This is a genomic window from Saccharopolyspora thermophila, assembly GCF_014646075.1.
GTDB classification, from domain to species: Bacteria; Actinomycetota; Actinomycetes; order Mycobacteriales; family Pseudonocardiaceae; genus Saccharopolyspora; species Saccharopolyspora thermophila.
On the sequence record NZ_BMMT01000001.1, the window covers coordinates 324,209 to 348,446 of the forward strand.

Here is a 24,238-nt window from a genome sequence, read left to right on the forward strand (position 1 = left end):
GAGTTCGGCTGCGCAACCTGGACTTCTTCATCCCGGCGCAGTGGGAACTGCAACGACCGCACACACCGGCCATCACGGTGAACCAGTTGCCCTGGGGCGGACACATCGCCGCCGACATGCGAAAATTCGAGATCACCCCGGGCAGGTGCGTGTGGGAGTTCACCGTCAGGATCGGTCTTCGGCCCACCGCGGGGGTCACCGACGAGCAGGTACGCGCACTTCGCGAGCGGGTGGACGAGGCACTCGACGATCACGTCAACGGCAGGTACCGCTTACCCGACTACGCCCAGATCCACGTTCGCGCCGACTTCGACGCCACGGACACGCACACCGACGTCACCGTGCGCCCGGAAGCGGTGCCCGGTGAGCGCAGCGACCAACGAACCTGGCTGGTCAACGAATCCGGCAGGGTGCTGGCCGGGCAGATCACGCGCTATGCCGGCTTCGTGCACGACTTTGGACTTTCGGCGGACTCGGCTCCGCCGGATACTCGCCGGTGAGTATCGCGGCAGCGAGCTCGACCCGTGAGCGGTAGCCGATCCTGGCGAACAGCCGGGTCAACCTTCCCTCGATGGTTTTCTCGCTGGTGCCGAAGATCATCGCGAGTTGGCGGTTGGTCATTCCTTCGGTGACCAGGATCGCCAGCAGCCGTTCGTTCTCCGCGGTGGTCTGGCTGCGGCCTGGCACCGGAACGTGGGCGGCACGCATGAACTGGCGGAGCTTCGCCCGCCACAGCAACGCGTCCATCGCGCCGAACAACTCGTATGCCTCGGTCAGCAGCTTTTGCGTGTCCGCCCCGGATAACGCCAGGCGGGTGAACAGCTTGGCCATCTCGTACGGTTGCGCACGCGCACGAGCCAGGCGGACCGCCTCGCGAGCTGCCCCGACATCGCCATGCACGTGGTACTGCGCCTGCAGACAGGCGATTTCCGCACGTCCGCTGCGCAGTTCATCGGCCATCTCGCGCAGCCGGGCGAGGTGCCTGGCCGCCGACTCGGCACGGCCCTGGGTGACGTCGCGAACGGTCAGCTCGACCAGCAGTTCCTCGGTGCCGAGAAGCTGGCCGGACCGTTCCGCCCTGGTCAGCGCCTGCTCCAGCATCGCGTCGGCTTCCGCGTCCTCGCCCAGCCCACGGTGGATGCAGGCTTCGGTGAAGTCCAGCAGGTGGTTCAGGTGCACCCCACGTGCGGATTCGGCCAGGGTGCGAGCCCGGCCGAGCCAACCGGTGCCGCCCAGAATGTCCACCGCACCGTGATACATCACCACCGTGGACGCCGGATTTGCCGAGAACACGCCTTCGGCGATGCTGCGGCGGGCGATTTCCATGGCCTTCGGCCAGTCACCGCGAGCGAAGTGGATGAGGAACTGGGCTGGCCCGTGCAACTGCTCGATTGCCACGTTCTGCGCGCTCATCAGCTCCTCGACCTGGTGGTTCTCGCCGAGGAGCAACAACATGTCGATCTCCAGTCGCAGGGTCTCGAACTGGCGCTGGTCCGACTGGCTCGGTTCCGGTGGGCGATCCGACCGCGCCCGGAAGTCGAACAGGTGCTCTGTCTTACCCGCGACGACGCCTGCGCCTATCTCGAGCAAGGTGCCGAAGTTCGCCGTGACCGGGTCGGCGTGGGACCACCGCGCGCGCTGTTCGCGGATCAACGCGTATGCGTCCGACCACCTGCCGAGCAACGCGAGTGCGTACCCCCGAGCCACCGTTTCCTGCGGTGAGTCGCCGGAAAGCAGGTCGGCCTCGCGGTCGACGATCCTGGTCAGCTCGGCGGCCTTTCCACAGTATCCCAGCGCGGCGACGTAAACGATCTGTAACTCCTGCACCATGTCCGGCGTCAGGTGCTCGGTGAGGTGTTCGAGCACCGGTCGGGCGCTGGCCACGGCCTCCCGCATCCTGAGGTGGATCGCGCAGGCCGACGCGTGCGCCATCTGCATCACCGCCCGCTGCTCCGGGGTGTCCACCCGGTCGACCACTGCTCGCAGCCAGCGGATGGCGTGCCGTCCATCGGTGAACATCACCTCGACCGCGGCCGCCAGCAGTTCGTCCGCCGAGCGTGCGGGGTCGACCAGGCGGCCTGCTTCGGCCAGCAGGTCTGGCAGGTAGGTGCGGTCGTTGACCACGACCTCGCCGTCCCACACCGCCTGCGCGGCCCGAGCGGACAGCTGCCGCCGCTCGTAGGGGCCGAGGCAGGAATGCAGCACCGCACGCACCACCGGCAGACGGAACCGCCAGCCCTTCCCAGTGCGAACGAGCACCCGGTGGGCGAGAAGTTCGGACAACGCGGCCCGAACACTCGCCTCGTCGATCTCGAGTTCCTCGGCGGCAAGCCGTGGCGCGTGCTCGCCCAGTGGGGCCAGAATCGCCATCGCCCGTGCCACCGGCCATGCCGCCGAACCGATCCGCCGCACCGCGTTGACCAACGGATGCGACTCGGGGAGCGCGGGCAGTTCGGTGGCCGGACGGCGGTAGACGTGCCGGTCAACGACCCGCAGCAGCTGTGCGCCGCGGCATGCCTCGAGGGCGGCGGTCAGCGCCGCCGGGTTGCCACGGCTGCTCCCGTGCAGCCAGTCCAGCAGGTCACCGGCCGGCCTGGCAGAGAACTCCTGTCTGATCAAGGCGGCGCTCTGTGCCCTGGTGAGCGGTCGGAGCAGGACCTGCTTGAGCAGGCCGTCCCGGCGGAGGTTGCGCAGCGCCGCTTGCCGGGTCGCGGTGTCGATCTTGTTCGCGCCGACGACGTCGCCGCCGCGGACACCCATGATCAGCGAGCACCTCATCAGGCCCAGCCGCCGCACCATCGGCTCCAGCAGCGCCGCCGTGCTTTCGTCCAGGTACTGCGCGTCGTCGAGCACGACCACCACCGGCGCGTGCCCGCGCACGGCGTTGCAGATCGCCGTCGCCAGCTGAAACGCCACCTCCGGTGGGGTGCGCGTGTCGGCGTCGAGGCTCAGTTTGGCGACCAGCCCCCGCACCGAAGCCAGCGCGTCGGGCCGTACCGCTGATCCGCCCAGCTCCGCGAGCAGCTGGTAGAGCACCCCGTATGGCGTTCGCCGATCATCTTCGTCCACGCGGACGGCGAGCACCCGGACGCCGTCGGCGTCCAGACGTCGGCGGACTTCGTCGAGCACCGCCGTGCGACCGATGCCGGTGTCCCCGGTTACCAGGGTCAGCGGGGGTTTGCTCGTCTGCGCTGCGCCGACCAGATCGGTGATCACGCTGTCGCGTCCCACCAGCCGCCTGGCCGACGCCGACAGTTCGCGGTCACCTGCTAAGTCCGTTGCCATCACTGACTGTCCTCCCGCGCCGCGCACGCCGACGGTTGTCGGGGGATCTCCCTACAACTGGCCCGCTTCTGGAATCCGAAGATGCGGCCTAATGTACGACACGGCTACGAATGTCCTGGTCCGAATGGAGTCTGGGTCCCGGGTTGTTTGGGTTCGGGCCGGGGGGAAGCATGGCTCGTGAGCGCACCGCGATCGTCGGCAGGAATGAGCAGTGGGACGCGCTCAACGACGTGGTGCAACACGCCACCTCAGGTGCGCTGGTGCTCCTGTGCGGTGCCACCGGCTCCGGCAAGACCGTGCTGCTGAACGCATTGCAACGGGCCTGGACTCGCCGCCGGACCACGGTTCTAACCACCGACGAGTGCAGCGCACCGGCTATCGTGGACAGCTTGCTGGTGCAGATCCGGGCCATCCTGGACGAGCGTCCCAGTGTGGCGCTGCTCGACGCCGTCGCCGCCTTGTCCAGGCTGCGGTCCAACGGGCGCGGCAAGCCGGATCTCGAAGTGCTGCCGCTGATGCACGAGCTGACCCGCGCGATCGCCCACCTCGCCCGCCGTCAGCGCACCGTGCTGATCATCGAGAACATCGACCGTACCACGCCGGGGACCTCCACGGCGCTGTCCATCCTGGCGCAGGGCGTGCGGGCGGCGAACGCGACGCTGATCGCCAGCGCCAGCGATGCCACCCACCTGGCGGTGGACCGGCTCGCCAGAGCCGCGGACAGCATCGTCGAGCTGCCGCCGCTGTCGCGCGAGGACGTCGCGGCACTGATCGCCAAGTGGGGCCCGCCCGCCGACAACACCCTCGTCGAGGCCCTGCGTCACGGGCTGGGCCCGCTGTTCGGCAACCCGCGGACAGCGCTGACCACTGTGGCCTTCCTGTACGCCCAGGGGCGGCTGACGGTGATCGACGAGCACCTGTGCCTGCGCGGCGCCGGCGAGCCGGTCGAGCTGCGCAGCGATCACCCGCTGCTGGCTGCGATAGACCGGGTCGGCCAGCCCGGGCGAAAGCTCGCCGCGGCGGTCGCCGCCAGCGACGACCTGCCGCTGCTCGCCGAGGCCGCAGGCCTGGACGTCGCGGTCTGCGGCCGGGCGCTGGACCAGCTCACCCGGGCCGAGGTGCTGCGGGTCGGTTCGAACGGCGTGCTGGAGCTGGCGGTCCCGGCGTTGACCGCGGCGCTGCACGACGAAACCACCCGCCGAAACACCCACACCACCATCGCTCGCCGCCTGATCGAGACCGGCCGAGCGGCCGACCGGCGGGCTCTCGCCGACCATGCCGCGCAGGCAGGACCGCAACTGTTCGAGGCGCGCAACGTCCTGATCCGCGGCGCCGACGCGGTCGTCGCCCAGCACCCGGCCCAGGCCCTGGACTGGTACCGATCGGCGCTGGCACACACCGAACCCGCCGACGAGTCCTGGCCGCGCCTGGTCGGCCTGGTGGCGCGGTTGCAGGTCCATCTGGGCCGGTTCGCCCAGCTCGCCGACGAGTTCGCCGCCGTGGCCCGGGACCATCCCGGGCAGGTCGACGGCCACCTGGCCGATGCCACCGCGTGGTGGCTGGTGGCACTACTCCACGAGGAACGCCTCGACGACGTGCGCGTGGCGCTGCGCCTGCTCGGCTGCCTGACCGCGGAGGTCGAGAGAAAGCTCGACGCGCTGTTCGAGGCTTCGTTGGAGGGGCAGGTGGTGCAGCCGATCGAGGTGCTGCCGCTGCTCACCACCGCCCTGGCCGAAAAGTCCGGGGCCGCGGTGGACCTGATCCGCCTGATGTGCGCATTGGCGACGAGGTGCGAGGACTTCTACCAGGCACTCGGCGGCCGCTGCGGGCTCGATGAGGCGACCGCGCAGGACGTGCGCGAAGCCGCGTCCTGGCGCGACCACGCCACCGCGGTGGAGCTGATCACCGGGCGCAGTTCCGTCGGTGGCGCCATGGCGCACTACCAGCGCATCCTGCGCGCCTACCGGGTCGGTGACTGGGATGCCGCGCTGGCACTGACCAGGGAGCTGGAGGCCGCGAACCTGGACGTTCCGCTCGGCACGAGTCGGTATCGGGCGCGCGCCATCGCCGCCGAAATCTGCGCCCAACGCGGGGAACTGGAACGCGCACAGGCGTGGATGGCCCCTGCCGCCGACGCCCCCGATCCGCTGCTGAGCTGGGTGCGCTGCGGAATGGCGCACCAGGAAGGCGACACCGAACGCGCGCTGGAACTCGGTTGGCGGGCGTTCGCCCAGCGAAGCCGCACCCACCCGGTCGGCTGGGAACGGGTGCTCGCCCGGTTGGCCTACTGCCACGTGCAGCTCGACGACCGGACCGGTGCCGAACGCGCGATGACCGAGGCCGCCGCGCTCGACGCCGAAGTCCGCAGCCGCTCCACCACGCAGCAGCTGAAGTTCGTGCGCGGCCTGGTGCGCGGCTGCCCCGCCGAGCTGGCTGAGTCGGTAAACCTGGCGAAGCTGCGCCGCGATGCCTACGCCGAAGCGATGTCCTGCCTCGCCCTGGGCGAGCTCGACAGCACGCCGGAACGCTGGCTGCACCAGGCGTACGAACTCGCCAACCGGTTCGGCCGCACCTGGTACGCCCGCGACAGGCTGCAGCGGCTGATGCAGCGGCGTGGTGTGGCACCGCCCCGTTACCAGGCACGGGACAGTGCGCTGTCCGCGACCGAGCTCCAGATCGTCGACCTGGTCAGCGATGGGCTGACCAACCGGCAGATCGCGCTCGCCGTGCGGATGAGTGAGAAGGCGGTGGAGGCTCACCTCACGAGGCTGTTCGCTCGCATCGGATGCCGCTCGCGGGTCGAACTCGCGGCAGCCCGCCTGGAAGGACGGATCGCGGGCGTGCCCGCATGACACGATGCGCCGCGCAGTGCAAAGGAAACACCACTGATGATCACCGTTTCGCCGGGGGTGCCCGAGTGCTACGACACCATTTCTGCGGCGTTGGCGGCCGCGCCCAGCGGCGCGGTCGTCAACGTCGCGTCGGGCCAGTACCGGGAGAATTTGATCGTGACCAAGCCGGTCACGATCGCCGCCGAGGACGGCCCGGTGCAGATCAGCCCACCCCACGGGTGCGCGCTGACAGTGGCCGCGGCGCTCGGGCTGACCGGTGTCGCCGTTCACGGCAATGACCAGCAGGAACCCGCGGTGGTGGTGACGGCCGGGACCATGACCGCCACCGACTGCGAATTCCACGGCGCGGCCTGGACCGTCGTCTACGCCCTCGACCAGGGTTCGGTGGAGCTGCACCACAGCCGGTTCAGCAACCCGGCGGGGGCCGGGGTGGTCGTCACCTCCCCCCGCGGCGGGGTGCTGGACGGCTGTGTGCTGACGGAGCTGGGCACGACCGGCGTCGTCGTTGCCGAGCACGGTGTGCTCGAGATACGCTCCGGCACCATCGCGCAGGCCGAGGGCAACGGCATCTGCCTCAATGGACACGGGCAGCTCACCGCCGAGCGCGTGACGATCAGCCGCGCCGCCAAGCCAGCGGTCGCCGTCGAGCAGCACTCCTCCGCAACCCTGAAGGAACTGTCCATTCAGGACACCGATGGTGTCGGCGTGTACCTCGCCAGCACCGCGCCGACCCGGCTGATCGACTGCGCCGTGGACGGAGCCGGGGCCGACGGGGTGTTGATCGGCGGCGCGGAGCAGGTGCTGCTGGAGCGCTGCAGGGTCAGCAGGGCGACCGGTTTCGGCATCCGAGTCGCCGGGCGATCCGGTGGTGTGGTGCGGGAAACGACTGTCGACGACATCGACGGCGTCGGTGCGTGTGTGGAGAACGGCTCGCGCGTCGAGTTCGAGCGCATCACCGCCCAGCAGTGCACCGAGACGGGCCTCAGTGTGCGTGGTGGCGAGCAGACGGTGCACGGCGTGCGCGCCGAGCGGTGCGGGCAGATCGGCGTGGAGATCGCGGGCGGCAGGGTGTGGCTGCACAACGTGGACGTGGACGGCTCCGGCGACGCCGGCGTACGGGTCTGTGCCCAGGCCGAGGCCACGGTGCAGGGGTGCAGTGTGCAGAACACCACCGGGCCCGCACTGTCGGTGGCCGACGCCGAAGCCCGCTTCGACGACTGCGAGATCTACCGGTCTGGCGCCGACGGCGTGCACGTCGGCTCGGGAGGGCAGTTGCGGATGAATCGGGGACGGGTGCGCCACTGCGTCGGCAGCGGCGTGGTGGTCATGGAGTCCGGGCGCGCCGAGATCATCGGGTCGGAACTGCTGGACAACACCGCCGACGGAATCCGCGTGCACACCACCCAGGCGGTGTCGGTCCGCGACTGCGTGGCCCGCAACAACGGCGGCGCCGGGCTTCGGCAGATGACCTCGTTCACCGAACTGTCGGTGTCCGGATTCGTCAGCGACAACAACAAGGTCGCCGACACCCGGCGCACCGCGACCGCGCGCGCCGAGGGGAGCGCGACGTCCGGTTCGAGCAGCACCACCACTGCCGGTGAGGGGTCGCTGAAGGAACTCGCCAGTCTGGTCGGGCTCGCCGACGTCAAGCGTGAGGTGACGACCCTGGTCAACCTCAACAAGATGGCCAAGCGGCGGCAGGAAGCCGGGCTGTCCACACCGCCGATGAGCCGTCACCTGGTCTTCGCCGGGTCGCCGGGCACCGGCAAGACCACGGTAGCCCGGTTGTACGGCAAGATCCTGGCCGAGCTCGGAATACTGACGTCCGGGCACCTCGTCGAGGTCGCGCGCGCCGATCTGGTCGCCGACATCATCGGTGGCACGGCGATCAAGACCACCGAGGCGTTCAACCGCGCGCTGGGCGGGGTGTTGTTCATCGACGAGGCGTACACGCTCAGCTCCCAGTCCGGCGGCAGCGGCCCGGACTTCGGCCGCGAAGCCATCGACACGCTGGTGAAGCTGATGGAGGATCACCGCGACGAGGTGGCGGTGATCGTCGCCGGCTATTCCCGTGAGATGCATTCCTTCCTGGCCACCAACCCGGGACTGGAGTCGCGCTTCAGCCGCACCATCGAATTTGCCAATTACACGCCGGACGAACTGGTCACCATCGTGCGTCAGCAATGCGACAAGCACGACTACCGCCTCGACGAGTCCGCCGCCGAGGTCCTGCGCGACTACTTCACCCGCATCCCCAAGGATGGCACCTTCGGAAACGGTCGAACGGCCCGCAAAATATTCGAACGTATGGTGGATCGCCAAGCCTCCCGCCTGGCGACGGCCACCGACGCCTCCACCGCGGACCTCACCCGCCTCCTGGACGTCGACGTCGACGTCGCGGCCATCCCCGAGTAACGGTGGACCAGACCACCCGATGCCAGGTGGGGCCAGCCTCACCTGGCAGGACACCGGTTCTGGTGGCACACCTTGCCATCGTGTTTGCTGATCCCGGCGGTGTCAGCCGCAAACGCCGGAACAGAAGATGGTCTCCGCAGGGAGAGACTGGAGACGAATCCATATAATCGCGCGGTGGCAAGCTTTTACCTTCTGCCTGTCAAGACAGCGGCGCTCGTCTTTCCGTTGCTCGCACTCGTTCTGTTCCTCCCCGCCGCGATCGCCACCTACCGCAGGCACGGGGTCATGTCGAGTTGGCGAACGCTTTCGTTCTACAGCTTTCTGTTCTACGCGCTGACCGCATTCTGCATGACGCTGATCCCGCTGCCCGCGCCGTCGGTCGACGTGTGTGCGGAGTACCCGGAGAAGTCGCACCCGCAGCTGGTGCCTGGCAACACCTTCGCCGACATCTGGAAGGAAGCCGACGGCCGGGTGAGCCTGGGTGCGCTGGTGATCCACAACCCGGCGGTCCTGGAAACGCTGCTGAACGTGCTGTTGCTCGTGCCGCTGGGCATGTACCTGCGGTATCACTTCCGGCGCAGTTTCCTGGTCGCCTCGGTGATCGGGCTCGGCGTCTCGCTGTTCTTCGAGTTCACCCAGCTGACCGGGGTTTGGGGCATGTACCCGTGCCCCTACCGGTTGTTCGACGTGGACGACCTGATCGTCAACACCGGCGGCGCCATGCTGGGCTGGGCCGTCGCCGGGCCGCTGACCCGCTTCCTGCCCACGTTGGAGTCGCTGGACGACGAGGCGCTGGCCCGTCGCCCGGTACCGCTGGGCAGACGGCTGCTGGCGCTGGTGGTGGACCTGTGCGTGCTGCCGTTCGTGGCGGTGTTCTGCACGCTGATGTGCGTGGTGCTGTTCGATGACTGGCTGCTCGGGCTGCTGGCGGCCGTGCTGGTGTACTTCGTCGTGCTGCCCTGGGCTTTCGGCGGTACCCCGGGCAAGAAGTTGCTGCTGTTGAAACTGGTTGGCCCCGGTGGGGCGAGACCGGCACTGTGGCGTCTGCTGCTGCGCACGGTGCTTCTCGCCGTTCCGATGTTTCCGGTTGCGCTGGTGCCGGCGCTCATCCTGGGGGCCGCCATCATCATGCCCGGCATGAGCATCAGCGGGGTCGAAGACATGCTCATCCACCCCGAAGACCTGCTGAGCGAACTCATTGACCTACTGCCGGAGGTGCTGATCGGCTTGGCGCTGGTCACGGTGGGCGCTGTGCTGCTGATCGCGTTCTGCGTCGCACTGTGGCTGCACCCCAACCACCACGGCGCCCACGAACTGCTCTCCGGCGTCCACAATCACGCCCTACCGCACAAACGCGCCCGCGCACCGAAACCCGAGGCGACCCCGGCCTCGTCGGGTTCCTGATGCCACCCATCAGCACAGGGATCACTGTCGACGTGAAAACAGCAGGTGCTGGAATCCGGGCAACGGATTCCAGCACCGCGTTTTCTTTCGGCTGATTGCGTTCGGTTTGTCAGACGTGTTCGGTTGTTGGGGTGGTGGTGGGTTGGTGGGTGCGTTGGTGAATGAGGCCGATGATGACGAGTGTGGCTGCGACGGTGAGGGTGAGCAGGAGTTGGATGAGGGTTTCGGTGTCGAAGGCCATGGCTACGAGGATGGTGGTGATGGCGATGATGGTGGCCCAGGTGAGGTAGGGGTAGCCCCACATGGTGAGGGTGAGTCGTTCGGGGTTGGTGCGTTCGAGTTGTTTACGGAGGCGGAGTTGGGAGAAGGCGATGACGAGCCAGACCAGAAGTGCGGTTGCTCCGGAGGAGTTGACGAGGAAGAGGAAGACGGTGTCGGGTGAGATGTAGTTGAAGGCGACGGTGATGAAACCGACGATGGTGGAGGCGAGGATGGCGAGGGTGGGGACTCCGCGTTTGTTGACTCGTGCGAGCGGTCGGGGGCCTTGTTGGCGTTGGGAGAGTGAGAATGCCATTCGTGAGGCTGTGTAGAGGGCAGAGTTCAGGCAGGAGAGTACGGAGGTGAAGACGACGATGTCCATGACCAGGGCTGCGGCGGGGAGGCCGATCTGGTCGAGGACGGCGACGTAGGGGCTTTTGGCGACTTCGGCGTTGTTGTAGGGCAGTAGTGTGACGATGATGGCGATGGAGCCGATGTAGAACACCAGGATTCGCCAGACAACGGATCGTACCGCGGCGCGGACGGCGTGTTGGGGGTTGTCGGATTCTCCTGCGGCGATCGTGGCGATTTCGGCGCCGAAGAAGGAGAAGACGATGACGACGATGCCGCTGAGGACGGGGCTGATGCCGAAGGGGAGGAATCCGCCGTGTCCGGTGAGGTTGGTGAGTCCGGGGCTGTCCACGTTGGGCAGCACACCCAGGATGGCGAGTGTGCCGAGGAGGATGAAGCCGGCGATGGCGGTGACTTTGATGGAGGCGAACCAGAACTCGAATTCACCGAAGGATCGCACCGAGTACAGGTTGGTTGCGGTCAGTGCCACCATGATGAGCAGTGCCCAGACCCATTGGGGTATGGCGGGGTACCAGCGGTTGGCGATCTCTGCACCGGCGGTGGCTTCGATGCCCAGCACGACGACCCAGAACCACCAGTACAGCCAGCCGATGGCCAGCCCGGCCCAGCGTCCCAGTGCTCGTTCGGCGTAGCTGGAGAACGATCCTGTCTCGGGGCTGGCGGCGGACATCTCGCCGAGCATCCGCATCACCAGCACCACCAGCAGGCCGGCCAGTGCGTAGGACAGCACCGCGCCGGGGCCGGTTTGGCTGATCGCGGCTCCGCTGCCGACGAACAGGCCGGCACCGATCACGCCCGCGATCGCGATCATGCTCAAGTGCCGTTGTCGCAGACCGCTTTTGAGCTGCGAAATCTCTGTAGACATCCTGACCTCTTCCACACCAGGAACAGTTGCAGGTCATCGTGATCCCGGTCACCGGACCAGCCAAGACGTCAATTTGTACAAGCCGGCAAGAGCAACTTGCCGGATCGTCCAGTGGCCTGAACCCGGGCAGAGCCGCAACGCGCGCAGTGGCGGGGAGTCGGCGACGTTCGGCGTTGCGGGTCCGCCAGCGGCCCCGGCGACGTCACCGCACCAGTTCGGCGGGGAATCGGACGCCGGTGAGTTCCTCGGACAGCTCCCACAGTCGCTTCGCCGCTTCGGCGTCGCTGGCGGCGGGCGACCGGCTGACCAGCGTGGGTGCGCCGCGCAGTTCCTTGAAGCCGCTGGGGCCGACGTAGGCCGCGCCGGGCAGGTCCTGGGTGGCCGCGTAGAGCGTCGGCAGCGCACCGGCGCTGCTGCTCTGCGCGACGAGCTTGTTGCAGAGGACCATGAGCGTGCGCGCGACCGGGTTGTGGACGCGGCTCTGCAGCGGCGTGTCCGACCAGCCCGGGTGCGCGGCGAGCGCGCGGACCGGGGAGCGGATGCCGGTGAGGCGGCGCTGGAGCTCCAGCGTGAACAGCAGGTTGGCCAGTTTGGACTGCGCGTAGCCCAGGGACGCGCGGTACTCGCCGACGAGGTTGGGGTTGTCAAAGCGGATTCGACCGGAGCGGTGGGCCACCGACGACACGGTGACCACCCGGTCGGTCAGCGAGCGCAGCAGCAGGTTGGTCAGGGCGAAGTGGCCCAGGTGGTTGACGCCGAACTGCGTCTCGAACCCGTCCTTCGTGGCGCTCTCCGGCGGCATCATGACGCCCGCGTTGTTGATGAGCACGTCCAGGTCGCCCTGCCACGAGTCGGCGAATGCGCGGATCGACGCGAGATCGGCCAGGTCGAGGTGGCGCACCTCGGTGCTGCCGTCGACGGTGCGGGCCGCCGCGCGACCGCGCGCGAGGTCGCGCACCGCGAGCACGACGTGTGCCCCGGCGCGGGCGAGCGCGCGCGTGGTGGCGAGGCCGAGCCCGCCGGTGGCGCCGGTGACGACGACCGTCCTGCCGGTGAGGTCGGGCAGGCCGAAGGAGTTCCGTGCGGTCATGGTCGGCGGGCCTTTCGACATGAGGAACTGTCACGAACCGGAGTGCCTCGCGGCGAGGGGCGCCCAGGCAGTGCAGGGACGCCCCGCTCCGGACGTCACTGCTCGGTGCGCATCGAGTCGAGCAGGGCGATCGCCTTGCCCGGGTCGACGTATTCCCGGAAGCGGACCACCCGGCCGTCGCGCACCGTGAAGAACGACGCGAAGCCGACGTCGTAGGCTGTGCCGTTCTTCACCTCGCCGTAGTGCCGGCCGCGCACGATAACCAGTTCGTCGCCGAACGCGTCGAAATCGGTGATCTCGACGTGCTGGCTCGCGTAGTAGGAAGGGATGGTGGCGAGCAGTTCCACCACGGCGTCCGGCCCGCGGAAAACTCCCCCGTAGGGGAATTCTCGCGGGATTTCCCACTCGACGTCCTCGGCGAGGAGCGACTTGAACTCCGGAATGTTCCCGCTTTCGAAAGCGGCATAACCCCGGCGCACGATATCAGCATTCGAGTCCAATGCGGGCGCCTTCCTCGTGGTCGATCACGTCAGCCTGGTTCGACGATCCGCAACCTACATCGGGGATTCCACCGGAAAAGGCGACTGTGATGCTTGTCACATCTGTCTCGAAACGGTAACGTCCGGGCGGTGCATAATGTGTCCGAATGTGGGGGACTTTCGTCGCTGTGGCTGCGGTAGCCGTGCTGAGCTGGAGTTTTGGCTTCCTTGTCTGCCGTCAGGTGCATTGCGGAGTGCGCTGTTCGTCGTAATCGCGAAAACCATGTTGACATCCCACCGGGGCCTGTGGCTAGCGTTTGGGCGAGTCGCTCGCCGAGCAGTCGCCGGCGATCTGGAGGGGGCTCATGGCGCGGAGAAACAATCGGGAGTTATTCGTGGCGCTCGTTTTCCGCGGTCGGTTGGGGACTCGACGGTGAACTCCGACCGGCCTCCGTTACGTGGCAGTGTCCGAGAAGTTTCGATCGCGGTGATCGGTGCTGGATTCGCCGGTATCGGACTGGTGCACCAGCTGCGCTCGGCCGGATTTCACGACGTCGTGGTGCTGGAACGGGCGGACTCCGTCGGCGGCGCGTGGCGGGACAACACCTACCCGGGCTGCACGTGCGACATCCCGTCGAACCTGTACTCGTACTCGTTCGCGCCGAACCCGAACTGGACGTCCTCGTTCGCCGGGCAGGCCGAGATCCTGGCGTACCTGCGGGACTGCGCCCGCCGCTGGGGTGTTGACGAGCACGTCGAGCTGGGCACCGAGCTGACCGCGGCGGAGTGGGACGAGCAGGACCGGTGCTGGCTGCTCACCACCAGCCGGGGGCGGTTGCGGGCCGTTGTGCTGGTCGTGGCCACCGGGCCGTTCGCCCGGCCGAACCTGCCCGACATCCCGGGGCTCGACCGGTTCACCGGGTCGGTGTTCCACTCGGCCGACTGGGACCACGACGTCGACCTCACCGCGCAGCGGATCGCCGTGGTCGGCACCGGGGCGTCGGCGGTGCAGATCGTGCCCGCGGTGGCGGAGAAGGCCAAGCAGGTGCAGGTCTACCAGCGCACACCGCCCTGGGTGATGCCAAAGGCGGTCCGGCCGGTGCCCCGCGCTGTGCGCGCGCTGTACCGCCGGGTGCCGCTGGCGCAGCGCGCGGTGCGCGCGGTCCAGTACTGGACGCGGGAGATCCCGGCGCTGGCCCTCACCGGGCGCCGCCGCCTGCTGGCCGCAGCGAAGCGCCAGGCCCGCGCGCACCTGGCCGCCCAGGTGCCGGACCCGGAGCTGCGGCGGCGCCTCACACCGACGTACTCCTTGTTCTGCAAGCGGGTCCTGATCTCCAGCGACTACTACCCGACGCTGACCAGGCCACACGTCGAGCTGGTGACCGAGCCGATCCAGCGGGTCGAGGCGAACGGGATCGTCACCGCCGACGGTGCCGAGCGCCTCGCCGACGTGATCGTGCTCGCCACCGGGTTCACCGTGACCGATCCGCCGGTGGCGCACCGGCTGTTCGGCCGGGACGGCCGGTCGCTGGCCGAGACCTGGCGCGTCGACGGCCGGTCCGCCTACCTGGGCACCAGCGTCGCGGGGTTCCCGAACCTGTTTTTGTTCACCGGACCTGGTGCCGGCACCGGACACACCTCGCTGCTGGTCATGATCGAGGCGCAGATCCGCTACGTCGTCGACTGCCTGCGGGTGATGGCCCGTGACGGCCTCCGCGACATCGAGGTGCGCCCGGAGGTGCAGCGCCGCTTCGCCGCCGAGGTGCAGCGCGCGATGACCGGCAGCGTGTGGACCAGCGGTGGCTGCACCAGCTACTACCTCGACGCCACCGGCCGCAACACCACGCTGTGGCCCGGTCCGACGTGGACGTTCCGCAGGCGCACCGCGCGCTTCGACGTGGCGTCCTACCGCATTCGCCGCTGACCCGTTTTTCGTCCACGGCAAGGAAAGAGGACAACATGGACGTTCGGCGAGAAGTCCATTCCGCGGTCGAGAACTTCCTGACCGACGTGTGCGGTGTCGATGGCGCGACGGTCACCGACACCACCCGGCTCTCCGACGTGGAGGTCGAGTCGCTGGAGCTCGTGGCCCTGGTGCAGGAGTTGCAGCGGCGCTTCGACATCGCGCTGACCGACGAGCGGCTGATGGGCGTGCAGACCGTCGGCGAGCTGGTCGACCTCGTCGCCCTGCGCCTCGACGAGCACGCCACGACCGCCGACCGAGTGTCCCTGGGGGAGTAGATGCCTGCCTACATCACCAGCACCGGCCGGTTCCTGCCCGGTGCGCCGGTGCCCAACGAGGAGATCGACGAGTACCTGGGCGCGGTCGGCCCGAACTCCGAGATCGTGCGCGACCAGACGTTGGCGAACAACGGGATCAAGACCCGCCACTACGCCATCGACAAGCAGCAGCGGACGACCGTGTCGAACACGGAGATGGCGGTGTCGGCGATTCGGGAGGCGCTGCGCCGCGGCGAGGTCGGCGTCGACGAGATCGACCTGATCGCCGCCGGGACCACGATCGCCGACCTGCTCGCACCCGGGTTCGCCAGCATGATCCACGGCGCGCTGGACTGCCCGCCCTGCGAGGTGATCAGCGCCGGGGGCCTGTGCAACGCCGGGATGACCGCGCTGAAGGCCGCGCACCTGCAGATCACGGCGGGGGAGAAGCAAACCGCGGTGGTGGCCGCCTCCGAGTTCTCCTCGCGCGCCTTCAAAAGCCAGCGCTACCAGGGCGTGCGGCCCGCGGCCGAGGACGGCTCGATGGCGCTGGAGATGGCGTTCCTGCGGTACATGCTCTCCGACGGCGCCGGCGCTTTCGTGGTGCGGGACCGGCCCGCCGCGCGGGGCGTGAGCCTGCGCATCGACTGGATCAGCCTGACCTCCTACGCCAACACCGGCCCCACCTGCATGTACTTCGGCAGCGAGTCCGGCGGCACGGAGCGCACCTGGCTGGACCACGCCACCGACCAGGACGCGTCGGCCGCCGGTGCCCTGGTGATGCGGCAGAACCTCGCGCTGCTGCCGCACCTGGTCAGGTGTGGGGTCGACGAGTACGAGCGGCTGCTGGCCGAGGGCCGCTTCGACCCGGACGAGATTCGCTGGTTCCCGGCGCACTACTCCAGCGAGAAGATGAAGGAGATGGTGCTCAAGCAGCTCCAGCGGCGCAAGGTGCACGGCCCGCCGCTGGAGTCCTGGTTCAGCAACCTGCAGCAGGTCGGCAACATCGGCAGCGCGGCGATCTTCGTGATCCTCGACGAGCTGGTGACCTCGGGGCTGGTGTCCGAAGGGGACAAACTGCTGTGCATGGTGCCGGAGTCGGGCCGGTTTTCCATCGCGTTCATGCACCTGACCGCGGTCGGGGCGGACGGATGACCGCAGCACGCCCGCCACGGCTGCGGGTCTACTGGTACTCGCAGACCGGTCAGCTCACCGACGCCGTGGACGCCTTCGTCGCGCCGCTGGTCGAGGCGGGGTGGGAGATCCGGTGGAGCCAGGTGCGGCCGCGCACCGCGTTCCCCTTCCCGTGGTCGCTGCGGCGGTTCGTCGGCCTGGTGCCCGACGCCGTCCACCCAGAGTCCACTGTGGAGGTCGAGGTGGTCGGGGACGACGAGCCGGTGGACCTGGTGCTGTTCGCGTTCCAGGTGTGGTACCTCGCGCCGTCGATCCCGATGCGCTCGGTGCTGGCCGGTCCGCAGCGGTTCGCCGGGCAGCGCGTAATCGGGCTGACCGCGTGCCGGAACATGTGGTACTCGGCGGCCCTGGCGGTGAGCCGCCGGGTCACCGCCCGCGGTGCCCGCTACCTCGGCACCGTCGCCGCCATCGACGACGCCCCGCCGCTGGCGACGTTCTTCACCACCATGCGGTGGTTGCTGACCGGCCGCCGGGATCCGTTCTGGTTCTTCCCGCGCGCGGGCGTGGGTCCCGCGCAGCTGGCGCGGGTGCGGGCGGTCGGCGAGAAGCTCGCCGCCACGGCGCGGCCGGGTGACGCGGACTTCGACGACCGGGTGGTCCAGGCCCTCGCGGCCACCGACGCCGCCGCGGTCGATCCGGCCCTGGCCACGGCGGACCTGCTGGCCAGCCGGGTCTTCCGGGCGTGGGTCGCGGTGGCCCGCGCCGTACGTCCCGGCCTGCCGCGCAACCTGGTGCTCGCCGCGTTCGCCGCGTGGCTCGTGCCCACCGCCGCGCTCGGCCTGCCCGCGGTGGCCGTCGCGCGGAAGGCGGCTCGGCGGCGTTTCGACGCCGCTGTGCATCGCGCGCTCGCGCCGGCGGTCGCGGAGGTGCGGCGATGACCCGCCGGGTGACCGCGCAGGTGGTCGTGGTCGGCGGCGGCCCGGTCGGGCTGGCCGCGGCGCACCTGCTCGCGCAACGAGGCGTGCGGACCGTCCTGGTCGAGCGCCGCCGGGAGCCCTCGCCGCACCCGCGGGCGACCATCGTCAACGTCCGCACCATGGAGGTGCTGCGCACGCTCGGCCTGGCCGACCGGGTGCGCGAGGCCGGGGTGCCGCCGCAGGAGGCGGGGCGGATCAGCTTCCGGACCGCGCTGGCCGGGACCGAGTTCGGCCACCTGGACGTGGTGGAGTCGGCCGAGAAGCTGATGCTGATGGCCGCGCAGAGCCCGGAGCTGCCGGGCATCTGCCCGCAGCACCGCATCGTGTCGATCCTGGCCGCTGCCCTCGCCGATCGCCCCACCGTCACAGCGCTGTTCGGCACCACCGCGACGGGCCTGTCGACCGGCGCGGCCGGCGTGGTGGTCGAGGCGACCGGAGCGGACGGGCCGTGCCGCATCGAGGCCGACTACGCGCTGCTCGCCGAGGGCCTGCACGGTGAGCTGCGGGAGCAGGTCGGGATCGCGCCGGTGGCCGAGCCGCCGCTGGGGCGGTTGCTCGACGTGCACTTCCGGGCCGACCTGCGGCGGTGGACGCAGCACAACGGCAGCGCGCTCTACTGGATCGCCAACAGCGCGGTGCGGGGTGCGCTGATCACAGTGGACCCCGTCGGCGGCGAGTGGCTGCTCGAGGTGCCCGCATCCGGCCCGCACGACGAGCAGCGGCTGTTCGACCCCGGGCTGGACCACGCGGCCCTGGTCGGGTCCGCCGTGGGCGCGGACGTCGAGGTGGCCGTGCTCTCGGTTCGCTCGTGGCGGATGGGCAGCACCGGCGTCGACCGGTGGCGCGACGCCAGCGGGCGGGTGTTCGTCGCCGGGGACGCCGCGCACACCTTCCCCCCGACCGGCGGGTTCGGGATGAACACCGGCATCCAGGACGCGCACAACCTCGCGTGGAAGCTCGCCGGGGTGCTCCAGGGCTGGGCGCGCCCGGAACTGCTGGACAGCTACGAGACCGAGCGGCGCCCGGTGGCGGAGTTCAACGCCCGGCAGAGCGAGCACAACGCCCGGCAGATCGAGGCACTGCTCACCGGGCTCCCACCGGGCGACGAGGTGCGGCAGCTGATCGAGCAGCAACGCCCGCACTTCGACTACCCGGGCCAGGCGCTGGGCTTCTGCTACCAGCGCGACCCGGTGGTGGCGGACGTGATGCGCCTCGACGACGCCGTCGCCGTCGGCGCCCGCATGCCGCACCGGTGGATCGACGACGCCCACGAAGTGTCCACATGCGACATCGGGGTGAGCGGTTTCGCCGTGCTGGCCGACCAGCGCCACGCCGAGGCGTTCGCGGCCGCCTGCCAGGACGTCCCGCACGTGCGGGCCGTCGCCTTCGACGACGCCGACCGGATGCTCGGACACCACGCGGCGGTGCTGGTCCGGCCGGACGGGCACGTCGCCGCCGAACTGCCCGGCGACGATCCGGCGGCCGAGGTCGCCGCCGCCCTCGTCGTCGCCGGGGCCACCGCACACGAGGAGCAGCACGCATGACCGAACACCGGACCCTCACCGAGGCCGAGCTGTCCGCCCTGACCACCGCGGACCGCGCCGCGTTGCGCGCGGCCGTCGACGGCGTGCCGCGCCGGGAGCTGACCGCGCTGCTGGCCACCGACACCGGCGGCAAGGCGCTGCGCGCGGCGTTCGAGCGGATGCCGGAGTTCCACACCGGGCGAGCGGTGGACGCGCCGGTCGTCGTCCGCTGGCGGGTGCGCCGCGAACCGGCCGAGACGATCGAGTACGACCTGTCCCTGGCGGGCAGTTCGTGCGCGGTGCGCCCGGCGCGGGAGGACACCCAGCCCACGGTCACGTTGAGCATGGACGCGGTCAGCTTCCTGGAGATGGCCTCCGGCCTGCGCAGCGGGATGAGCCTGCTGATGCGGGGTCGCCTGCGGATCAAGGGCGACGTCGGCCTCGCCACCCGGCTGGAGTCGCTGTTCGGTCTCGACGACGCGAGCGCGCGATGACCCGCGTGGTGGTCACCGGGATCGGGTTGGTCACCCCGGTCGGCATCGGCACCGACGCGACCTGGGACGCCCTGGTCGGCGGGGTGTCCGGGGCGGGGCCGATCACCACGTTCGACGCGTCCCGGCACGACGTGCGGATCGCCGCGGAGGTGACCGGGTTCGACCCGTTGGACTTCTGCCGCCGGCACGAGGCCCGCCGGGCGGACCGCTTCTGCCAGTTCGCGCAGGCCGCGGCGGCGATGGCGCTGGACGGCGCGGTCTTCGCCGACCGCAGCGAGGTGGCCACGGTGGTGGGCAGCGCGATCGGCGGGGCGGCGACGATCATCGACGGGGTCCGCACCGAACGCCCGGCCATGGTGTCGCCGTTCTTCGTGCCGTCCTCGATCGTCAACATGGCGGCCGGCACGATCGCCCGGCTGCACGGTTTCGGCGGTCCGTCCGCGGCCCCGGCCACCGCCTGCGCGGCGGGCGCGGATGCCGTCGCGCACGCCTTCCGGCTCATCCGCGACGGGTACGCGACCGCGGCGGTGGCCGGTGGCGCCGAGGCGTGCATCGTCGGGCCGCTCATCGCCGGGTTCGGTAACATGCGCGCGCTCTCGCGGCGCAACGACGATCCGCAGCGGGCTTCCCGGCCGTTCGACGCCGAGCGCGACGGGTTCGTGATGGGCGAGGGCGCGGGGATGCTGCTGCTGGAGTCGCTGGCGGCGGCCGAGGCCCGGGGCGCGCACGTGTTCGCCGAGATCGTTGGGTGCGGCCACACCAACGACGCGCACAGCCCCACCCGGCCGGCACCGGACGGCGCGCCCGCGGCGCGGGCGATGCGGCTGGCCCTGCGCGACGCCGGACTCGATCCCTCCGCCGTGGACTACGTCAACGCGCACGGCACCTCCACCAGGGCGTCCGACGCGATGGAAACCGCCGCGCTCAAACGGGTCTTCGGCGAGCACAGCACGCGGATCGCGGTCAGCTCGACGAAATCCACGACCGGGCACCTGCTCGGCGCGACCGGCGGGGTCGAGGCCGCCGTCTGCGCGCTGGCCATCGACCGTGGCCAGCTGCCGCCGACGATCAACCAGGAGATGCCCGACCCGGAGTGCGACCTCGACTACGTGCCGAACAAGGCGCGCGCAGCCGACGTGAACGTAGCCCTGTCCAACTCGTTCGCGTTCGGCGGCCACAACACGTCGCTGGTTTTCCGCAGATTCGAGGGGTGAGCAATGGCCGAGCAGACCCGGGTTCTCGTCGTCGGGGCGGGGCCGACCGGACTGGCCGTGGCCTGCGAGCTGCTGCGCGCGGGCGTGCCGGTGCGGGTGGTGGAGGCGGGCACCGAGCGGTCGCCGCGCTCCAAGGGGATCGCGATCTGGCCGCGGACCCTGGAGATCCTGCACGACCTCGGTATCGCCGAGGAGGCCACCGCACGCGGCCTGCCGCTGCGCAAGGGCACACTGTGGTCCCAGGGGCAGCCACTGACCACCTTCGACCTGACCGACCTGCGCTCCCGCTTCGGCTGGGGCCTGGTCCTGCCGCAGTACGAGACCGAGTCGCTGCTGGAGCGGCGGCTGGTCGAGCTCGGCGGCAAGGTCGAAAAGGGCGTCCGCTGCGCCGAACTCAGCTGGTCGGCCTCCGGCCTGCCGCGGGTGGCGCTGGTCAGCTCGGCCGGGACCGAGCAGGCCGAGGTGGACTGGCTGATCGCCTGCGACGGCCCGGGCAGCACGATCCGCGCGGCGGCCGGCATCGACATGGCCGGTGAACTGGAGCGCTACGGCTGGGTGCTGGCCGACGTGCGGATGGACACCGAGCTGCCGCGGGACGGCGTCAACTGGTTCCTGCACCGCGACGCGGTGCTGCACGCGCTACCGATGCCCGGCGACCAGTGGCGGCTGACCATGACCGTCGGCCGGGAGCGGCCGGACCCCGCGCAGTGGCCGGTGGAGCGCATCCAGCGGATTCTCGACGAGCGCAGCCCGGTCCCGATGCGGTTGTCCACCGCGGAGTGGGTCAGCGGGTTCCGGGTCCGGCAGGGCATCGCCCGGCAGTTCCGGCGCGGCCGGGTGCTGCTGGCCGGGGACGCCGCGCACGTGCACAGCCCGGCCGGGGCGCAGGGCGTCAACGCTGGGCTGCAGGACGCGGCGAACCTCGGGTGGAAGCTGGCCCTGGTGTGCCGGGGCGACGCGTCACCGACCCTGCTGGATTCCTACGACGCCGAGCGGCGACCGGCCGCGTCACTGACGGTCCGGCTGGCCAACCGCGCGACCAGGGGCGCGACCCTGGCCAGCGCCGCCGCCCGCGCCGGACGCGACCTGATCTGGTCGACCGCGGGCCGCCGAGGTGTGGTGCAGCGTGTGGTGCCGCCCGCGGTGAGCGGTGTGCTGCAGAGCTATCCCGCCGGGCTCACCGCGGCTTCCGGGCCGCTGCTGGCCGCCCGCCGCCTGCGCTCCGTGGTGGACCTGGTGCGCGGGCGTCCGGGTACGGGCGCGCGGCTGCCCGACGTGCGGCTGGTCGACGGGTGGCTGTGGGACCTGCTGCCCGCCACCGGCCCGGTGGTACTGGCCTGGGCCGGGCGCGGCCGCGCATGGGACGACGTCGACGGGTTCACCGCGCTGCACCGCGCCGTGCCCCGCGACGTCCCGGTGCTCGTCTTCGACTCGCCCGGCGCGCCCGCGGACGCGATCCCCGACTCGCCGCGGTGGCGCGTGGTGGCCGACTTCGGCGGCCGGGTGCGGCGGGCGCTCGCCGCGGGCCCGGACACCGCCGTCGTCGTCCGCCCCGACCGGTACCTGGGCGCGCGTGGTTCGAGCGCCTCACCCGGTGCCGTCCGCAGCTACTTCAAGACCGTGGGAGGAACCCCCTGATGCTCGACGTCGGCGAGGTCATCGAGAACACCCAGTCCGGAGAGCGCGTCAAGATCCGCACCGGTCGGCTGGACACCAACGGGGAGCTGGTCGAGGGCGACTTTCTGCTCCGGGCGGGCGGCGCGGTCGCCGCCACGCATATCCACCCGCACCAGACCGAGACCTTCGAGGTCCTCGAAGGCGAGGTGCTGATCCAGATCGGATCCGAGGAGATCCTGGCCCGGCCCGGCAAGCGCTACGTGGCCCCGCCGGGCGTGCCGCACCGGATGATCAACCACGGCTCCACCGACGCCAGGCTGATCAGCGGCGCGTACCCGGCGCTGCGCATGGACGAGCTGCTGGAGACGCTGTGGGGCCTGGCCACCGACGGCCGGACGAACCGGTGGGGCCACCCCAGCCCGCTGCGCGCGGCGGCGATCGCCGCGGAGTTCCGCGACGAGTTCCGGCTCACCTGGCCGCAGTGGCTGCAGGACGCGGTGTTCCGCCCGCTGCTGCCGCTCGCCCGCGCCCTGTCCTACCCGGGCACCTACGTGCCCGTCGACCGCCGTCGGCTGCGCCCCGCGTCGGCCCCGAGGAGGCGATGATGACCCAGCAGGCACAAGAGCAGATCCGCAGCGAGCACGACGTCCCCGGCCCGCGCGGGTTGCGCCCGGGCATGCTCCGGGACCTGCAGGCCGACACCCCGAACTTCCTCGCCGGGCTGCGCGACCGGTACGGGCCGATCGTCCGGGTGCCCCTTGGCCCCACCACGATCTACCTGGTCAGCGACCCGGTCGCGATCAACGACGTGCTGATCTCCTCGGCACCGCACTTCGACAGCGACATCATCGGCAAGGGCAGCAACCGCGAGGCGCCGCTGACCCGCCTGCTCGGCCGCGGCCTGCTCACCAGCACCGGCGAGCACCACAAGAAGCAGCGCAAGCTGCTGCAACCGCTGTTCCACCGGCAGCGCGTCGCCGGGTACGCCGACACCTTCGCGGAGCTGGCCGCCCAGCGCAGCGCCACCTGGTCCGACGGCCAGCGGCTGGATGTGCTGGTGGAGATGGTGGAGCTGACGCTGGCCGTCGTGACCAGGACGATTTTCGACGTCGACCTGGACAGCGACGTGACCCGCACGGTGCGCACCGCGCTGCCGAAGAACGACGGCCCGCTGCGCTGGGCCATGTCGCCGGGCGGATCGCTGCTGGTCCGCCTGCCCCTGCCCAGCAACCTGCGGTTCCAGCGCGGCCGCCGGGCGCTGGATGCCGTGGTGCACCGGATGGTGCAGGAGCGGCGGCGCACCGGCGTGGTCGGCGAGGACCTGCTGTCGATGCTGATCGCGGCGCGCGACGCCGACACCGGCGAACCCATGTCCGACCAGCAGATCCGCGACGAGGTGCTGACCCTGCTGATGGCCGGGCACGACACCACCGCCAACGGGCTGGCCTGGACGTTCCACCTGCTGGGCAGCAACCCGCGGGCCGCGGAGCTGTTGGCCGCCGAGGTCGACGAGGTGCTCGGCGACCGGCTGCCGACCTTCGCCGACCTGCCCCGACTGGCCTGGACGAAGGCGGTGTTCTCCGAGGCGCTGCGCATCTACCCTCCAGTGTGGACGGTGGCACGGCGGGCGTTGACCGAGTACACCGTGCTCGGCTACCGGCTGCCGGTCGACGCCACCGTGATGATGAGTTCCTGGGTGGTACACCGGGATCCACGGTGGTGGCCCGACCCGGAGCGGTTCGCCCCGCAACGCTGGGTGCCGAGCGCCCCGGACGGGTCGACCGACAACCTCACCGGCACCGCGCTCGACCGCGACCGCCCGCGGTTCAGCTACTTCCCGTTCGGCGGTGGTCCGCGCCAGTGCATCGGCAACGAGTTCGCGCTGCTGGAGGCGGTGATGGCCCTGGCCACCATCGCACAGCGCTGGCGCTTCGAACCGGTGCCCGGGCACCGCGTCGCGCCGCGCGCGAAGATCATCGTCCGGCCGCGCGGCGGGCTGCCGATGACCGTCCGCGCCCGCTCCTGACCCGCGAGTTGAC

Annotated in this window: 18 protein-coding genes; 14 read left to right on the forward strand and 4 right to left on the reverse strand. The window is 70.4% G+C overall.

Features of this window, described 5'->3' with window-relative positions:
• Positions 1 to 86: 86 nt before the first annotated feature.
• Complete coding sequence (locus IEY17_RS01430) at positions 87 to 500, forward strand: hypothetical protein (protein ID WP_188984555.1); 414 nt, start codon at positions 87 to 89, stop codon at positions 498 to 500.
• Here IEY17_RS01430 and IEY17_RS01435 read toward each other — a convergent pair.
• On the reverse strand, positions 427 to 3,285 hold the full coding sequence (locus tag IEY17_RS01435; RefSeq protein ID WP_188984557.1) for an AAA family ATPase: 2,859 nt from the start codon (positions 3,283 to 3,285) through the stop codon (positions 427 to 429). The two genes, IEY17_RS01430 and IEY17_RS01435, sit on opposite strands and share 74 nt — an antisense overlap.
• Before the next feature lie 170 nt (positions 3,286 to 3,455).
• On the opposite strand from IEY17_RS01435, the gene IEY17_RS01440 reads away from it, so the two are divergent.
• The 3 genes from IEY17_RS01440 (at position 3,456) to IEY17_RS01450 (ending at position 9,956) form a co-directional block, all read left to right on the forward strand.
• On the forward strand, positions 3,456 to 6,137 hold the full coding sequence (locus tag IEY17_RS01440) for a helix-turn-helix transcriptional regulator (protein ID WP_188984559.1): 2,682 nt from the start codon (positions 3,456 to 3,458) through the stop codon (positions 6,135 to 6,137).
• Positions 6,138 to 6,173: 36 nt separating this feature from the next.
• On the forward strand, positions 6,174 to 8,552 hold the full coding sequence (locus IEY17_RS01445) for a right-handed parallel beta-helix repeat-containing protein (RefSeq protein WP_188984561.1): 2,379 nt from the start codon (positions 6,174 to 6,176) through the stop codon (positions 8,550 to 8,552).
• Positions 8,553 to 8,777: 225 nt separating this feature from the next.
• Entirely contained in the window at positions 8,778 to 9,956 is a 1,179-nt protein-coding gene (locus IEY17_RS01450; RefSeq protein ID WP_188984562.1) for a VanZ family protein, read from the forward strand.
• Between the two features lie 109 nt (positions 9,957 to 10,065).
• On the opposite strand, the gene IEY17_RS01455 is transcribed toward IEY17_RS01450, so the two are convergent.
• The 3 genes from IEY17_RS01455 to IEY17_RS01465 form a co-directional block, all read right to left on the reverse strand.
• On the reverse strand, positions 10,066 to 11,451 hold the full coding sequence (locus tag IEY17_RS01455) for an amino acid permease (protein WP_188984564.1): 1,386 nt from the start codon (positions 11,449 to 11,451) through the stop codon (positions 10,066 to 10,068).
• 202 nt (positions 11,452 to 11,653) lie between these two features.
• On the reverse strand, positions 11,654 to 12,541 hold the full coding sequence (locus tag IEY17_RS01460) for an oxidoreductase (RefSeq protein ID WP_229679746.1): 888 nt from the start codon (positions 12,539 to 12,541) through the stop codon (positions 11,654 to 11,656).
• A gap of 95 nt (positions 12,542 to 12,636) precedes the next feature.
• Complete coding sequence (locus tag IEY17_RS01465) at positions 12,637 to 13,020, reverse strand: nuclear transport factor 2 family protein (protein ID WP_188984568.1); 384 nt, start codon at positions 13,018 to 13,020, stop codon at positions 12,637 to 12,639.
• A 487-nt stretch (positions 13,021 to 13,507) separates the two neighbouring features.
• Between IEY17_RS01465 and IEY17_RS01470 the strand changes: the two genes are divergently transcribed.
• From IEY17_RS01470 to IEY17_RS01515, 10 genes are read left to right on the forward strand one after another with little or no spacing between them, the layout of a single operon-like run.
• Complete coding sequence (locus IEY17_RS01470) at positions 13,508 to 14,944, forward strand: flavin-containing monooxygenase (RefSeq protein ID WP_229679747.1); 1,437 nt, start codon at positions 13,508 to 13,510, stop codon at positions 14,942 to 14,944.
• Between the two features lie 35 nt (positions 14,945 to 14,979).
• Entirely contained in the window at positions 14,980 to 15,261 is a 282-nt protein-coding gene (locus tag IEY17_RS01475) for an acyl carrier protein (protein WP_188984572.1), read from the forward strand.
• Positions 15,262 to 16,395, forward strand: coding sequence for a 3-oxoacyl-[acyl-carrier-protein] synthase III C-terminal domain-containing protein (locus tag IEY17_RS01480; protein ID WP_188984574.1), 1,134 nt, complete (start codon positions 15,262 to 15,264; stop codon positions 16,393 to 16,395).
• Positions 16,392 to 17,312: a hypothetical protein gene (locus tag IEY17_RS01485; RefSeq protein WP_188984576.1), complete on the forward strand. Its 921-nt coding sequence runs from the start codon at positions 16,392 to 16,394 to the stop codon at positions 17,310 to 17,312. Before IEY17_RS01480 ends, IEY17_RS01485 begins: the two co-directional genes overlap by 4 nt.
• Positions 17,309 to 18,895: an FAD-dependent oxidoreductase gene (locus IEY17_RS01490; RefSeq protein ID WP_188984578.1), complete on the forward strand. Its 1,587-nt coding sequence runs from the start codon at positions 17,309 to 17,311 to the stop codon at positions 18,893 to 18,895. The genes IEY17_RS01485 and IEY17_RS01490 overlap by 4 nt, the downstream gene beginning before the upstream one ends.
• On the forward strand, positions 18,892 to 19,368 hold the full coding sequence (locus tag IEY17_RS01495) for an SCP2 sterol-binding domain-containing protein (RefSeq protein WP_188984580.1): 477 nt from the start codon (positions 18,892 to 18,894) through the stop codon (positions 19,366 to 19,368). Before IEY17_RS01490 ends, IEY17_RS01495 begins: the two co-directional genes overlap by 4 nt.
• A complete protein-coding gene (gene fabF / locus IEY17_RS01500) occupies positions 19,365 to 20,582 on the forward strand; it encodes a beta-ketoacyl-ACP synthase II (RefSeq protein WP_188984582.1) in 1,218 nt (405 codons plus the stop codon). Before IEY17_RS01495 ends, fabF begins: the two co-directional genes overlap by 4 nt.
• Before the next feature lie 3 nt (positions 20,583 to 20,585).
• Positions 20,586 to 22,220 (forward strand): FAD-dependent monooxygenase, encoded by a 1,635-nt coding sequence (locus tag IEY17_RS01505; protein WP_188984584.1) that lies wholly within the window; start codon positions 20,586 to 20,588, stop codon positions 22,218 to 22,220.
• Complete coding sequence (locus IEY17_RS01510) at positions 22,220 to 22,804, forward strand: cupin domain-containing protein (RefSeq protein ID WP_188984585.1); 585 nt, start codon at positions 22,220 to 22,222, stop codon at positions 22,802 to 22,804. The genes IEY17_RS01505 and IEY17_RS01510 overlap by 1 nt, the downstream gene beginning before the upstream one ends.
• Positions 22,804 to 24,225: a cytochrome P450 gene (locus IEY17_RS01515; protein WP_188984587.1), complete on the forward strand. Its 1,422-nt coding sequence runs from the start codon at positions 22,804 to 22,806 to the stop codon at positions 24,223 to 24,225. Before IEY17_RS01510 ends, IEY17_RS01515 begins: the two co-directional genes overlap by 1 nt.
• Positions 24,226 to 24,238 lie beyond the last annotated feature (13 nt).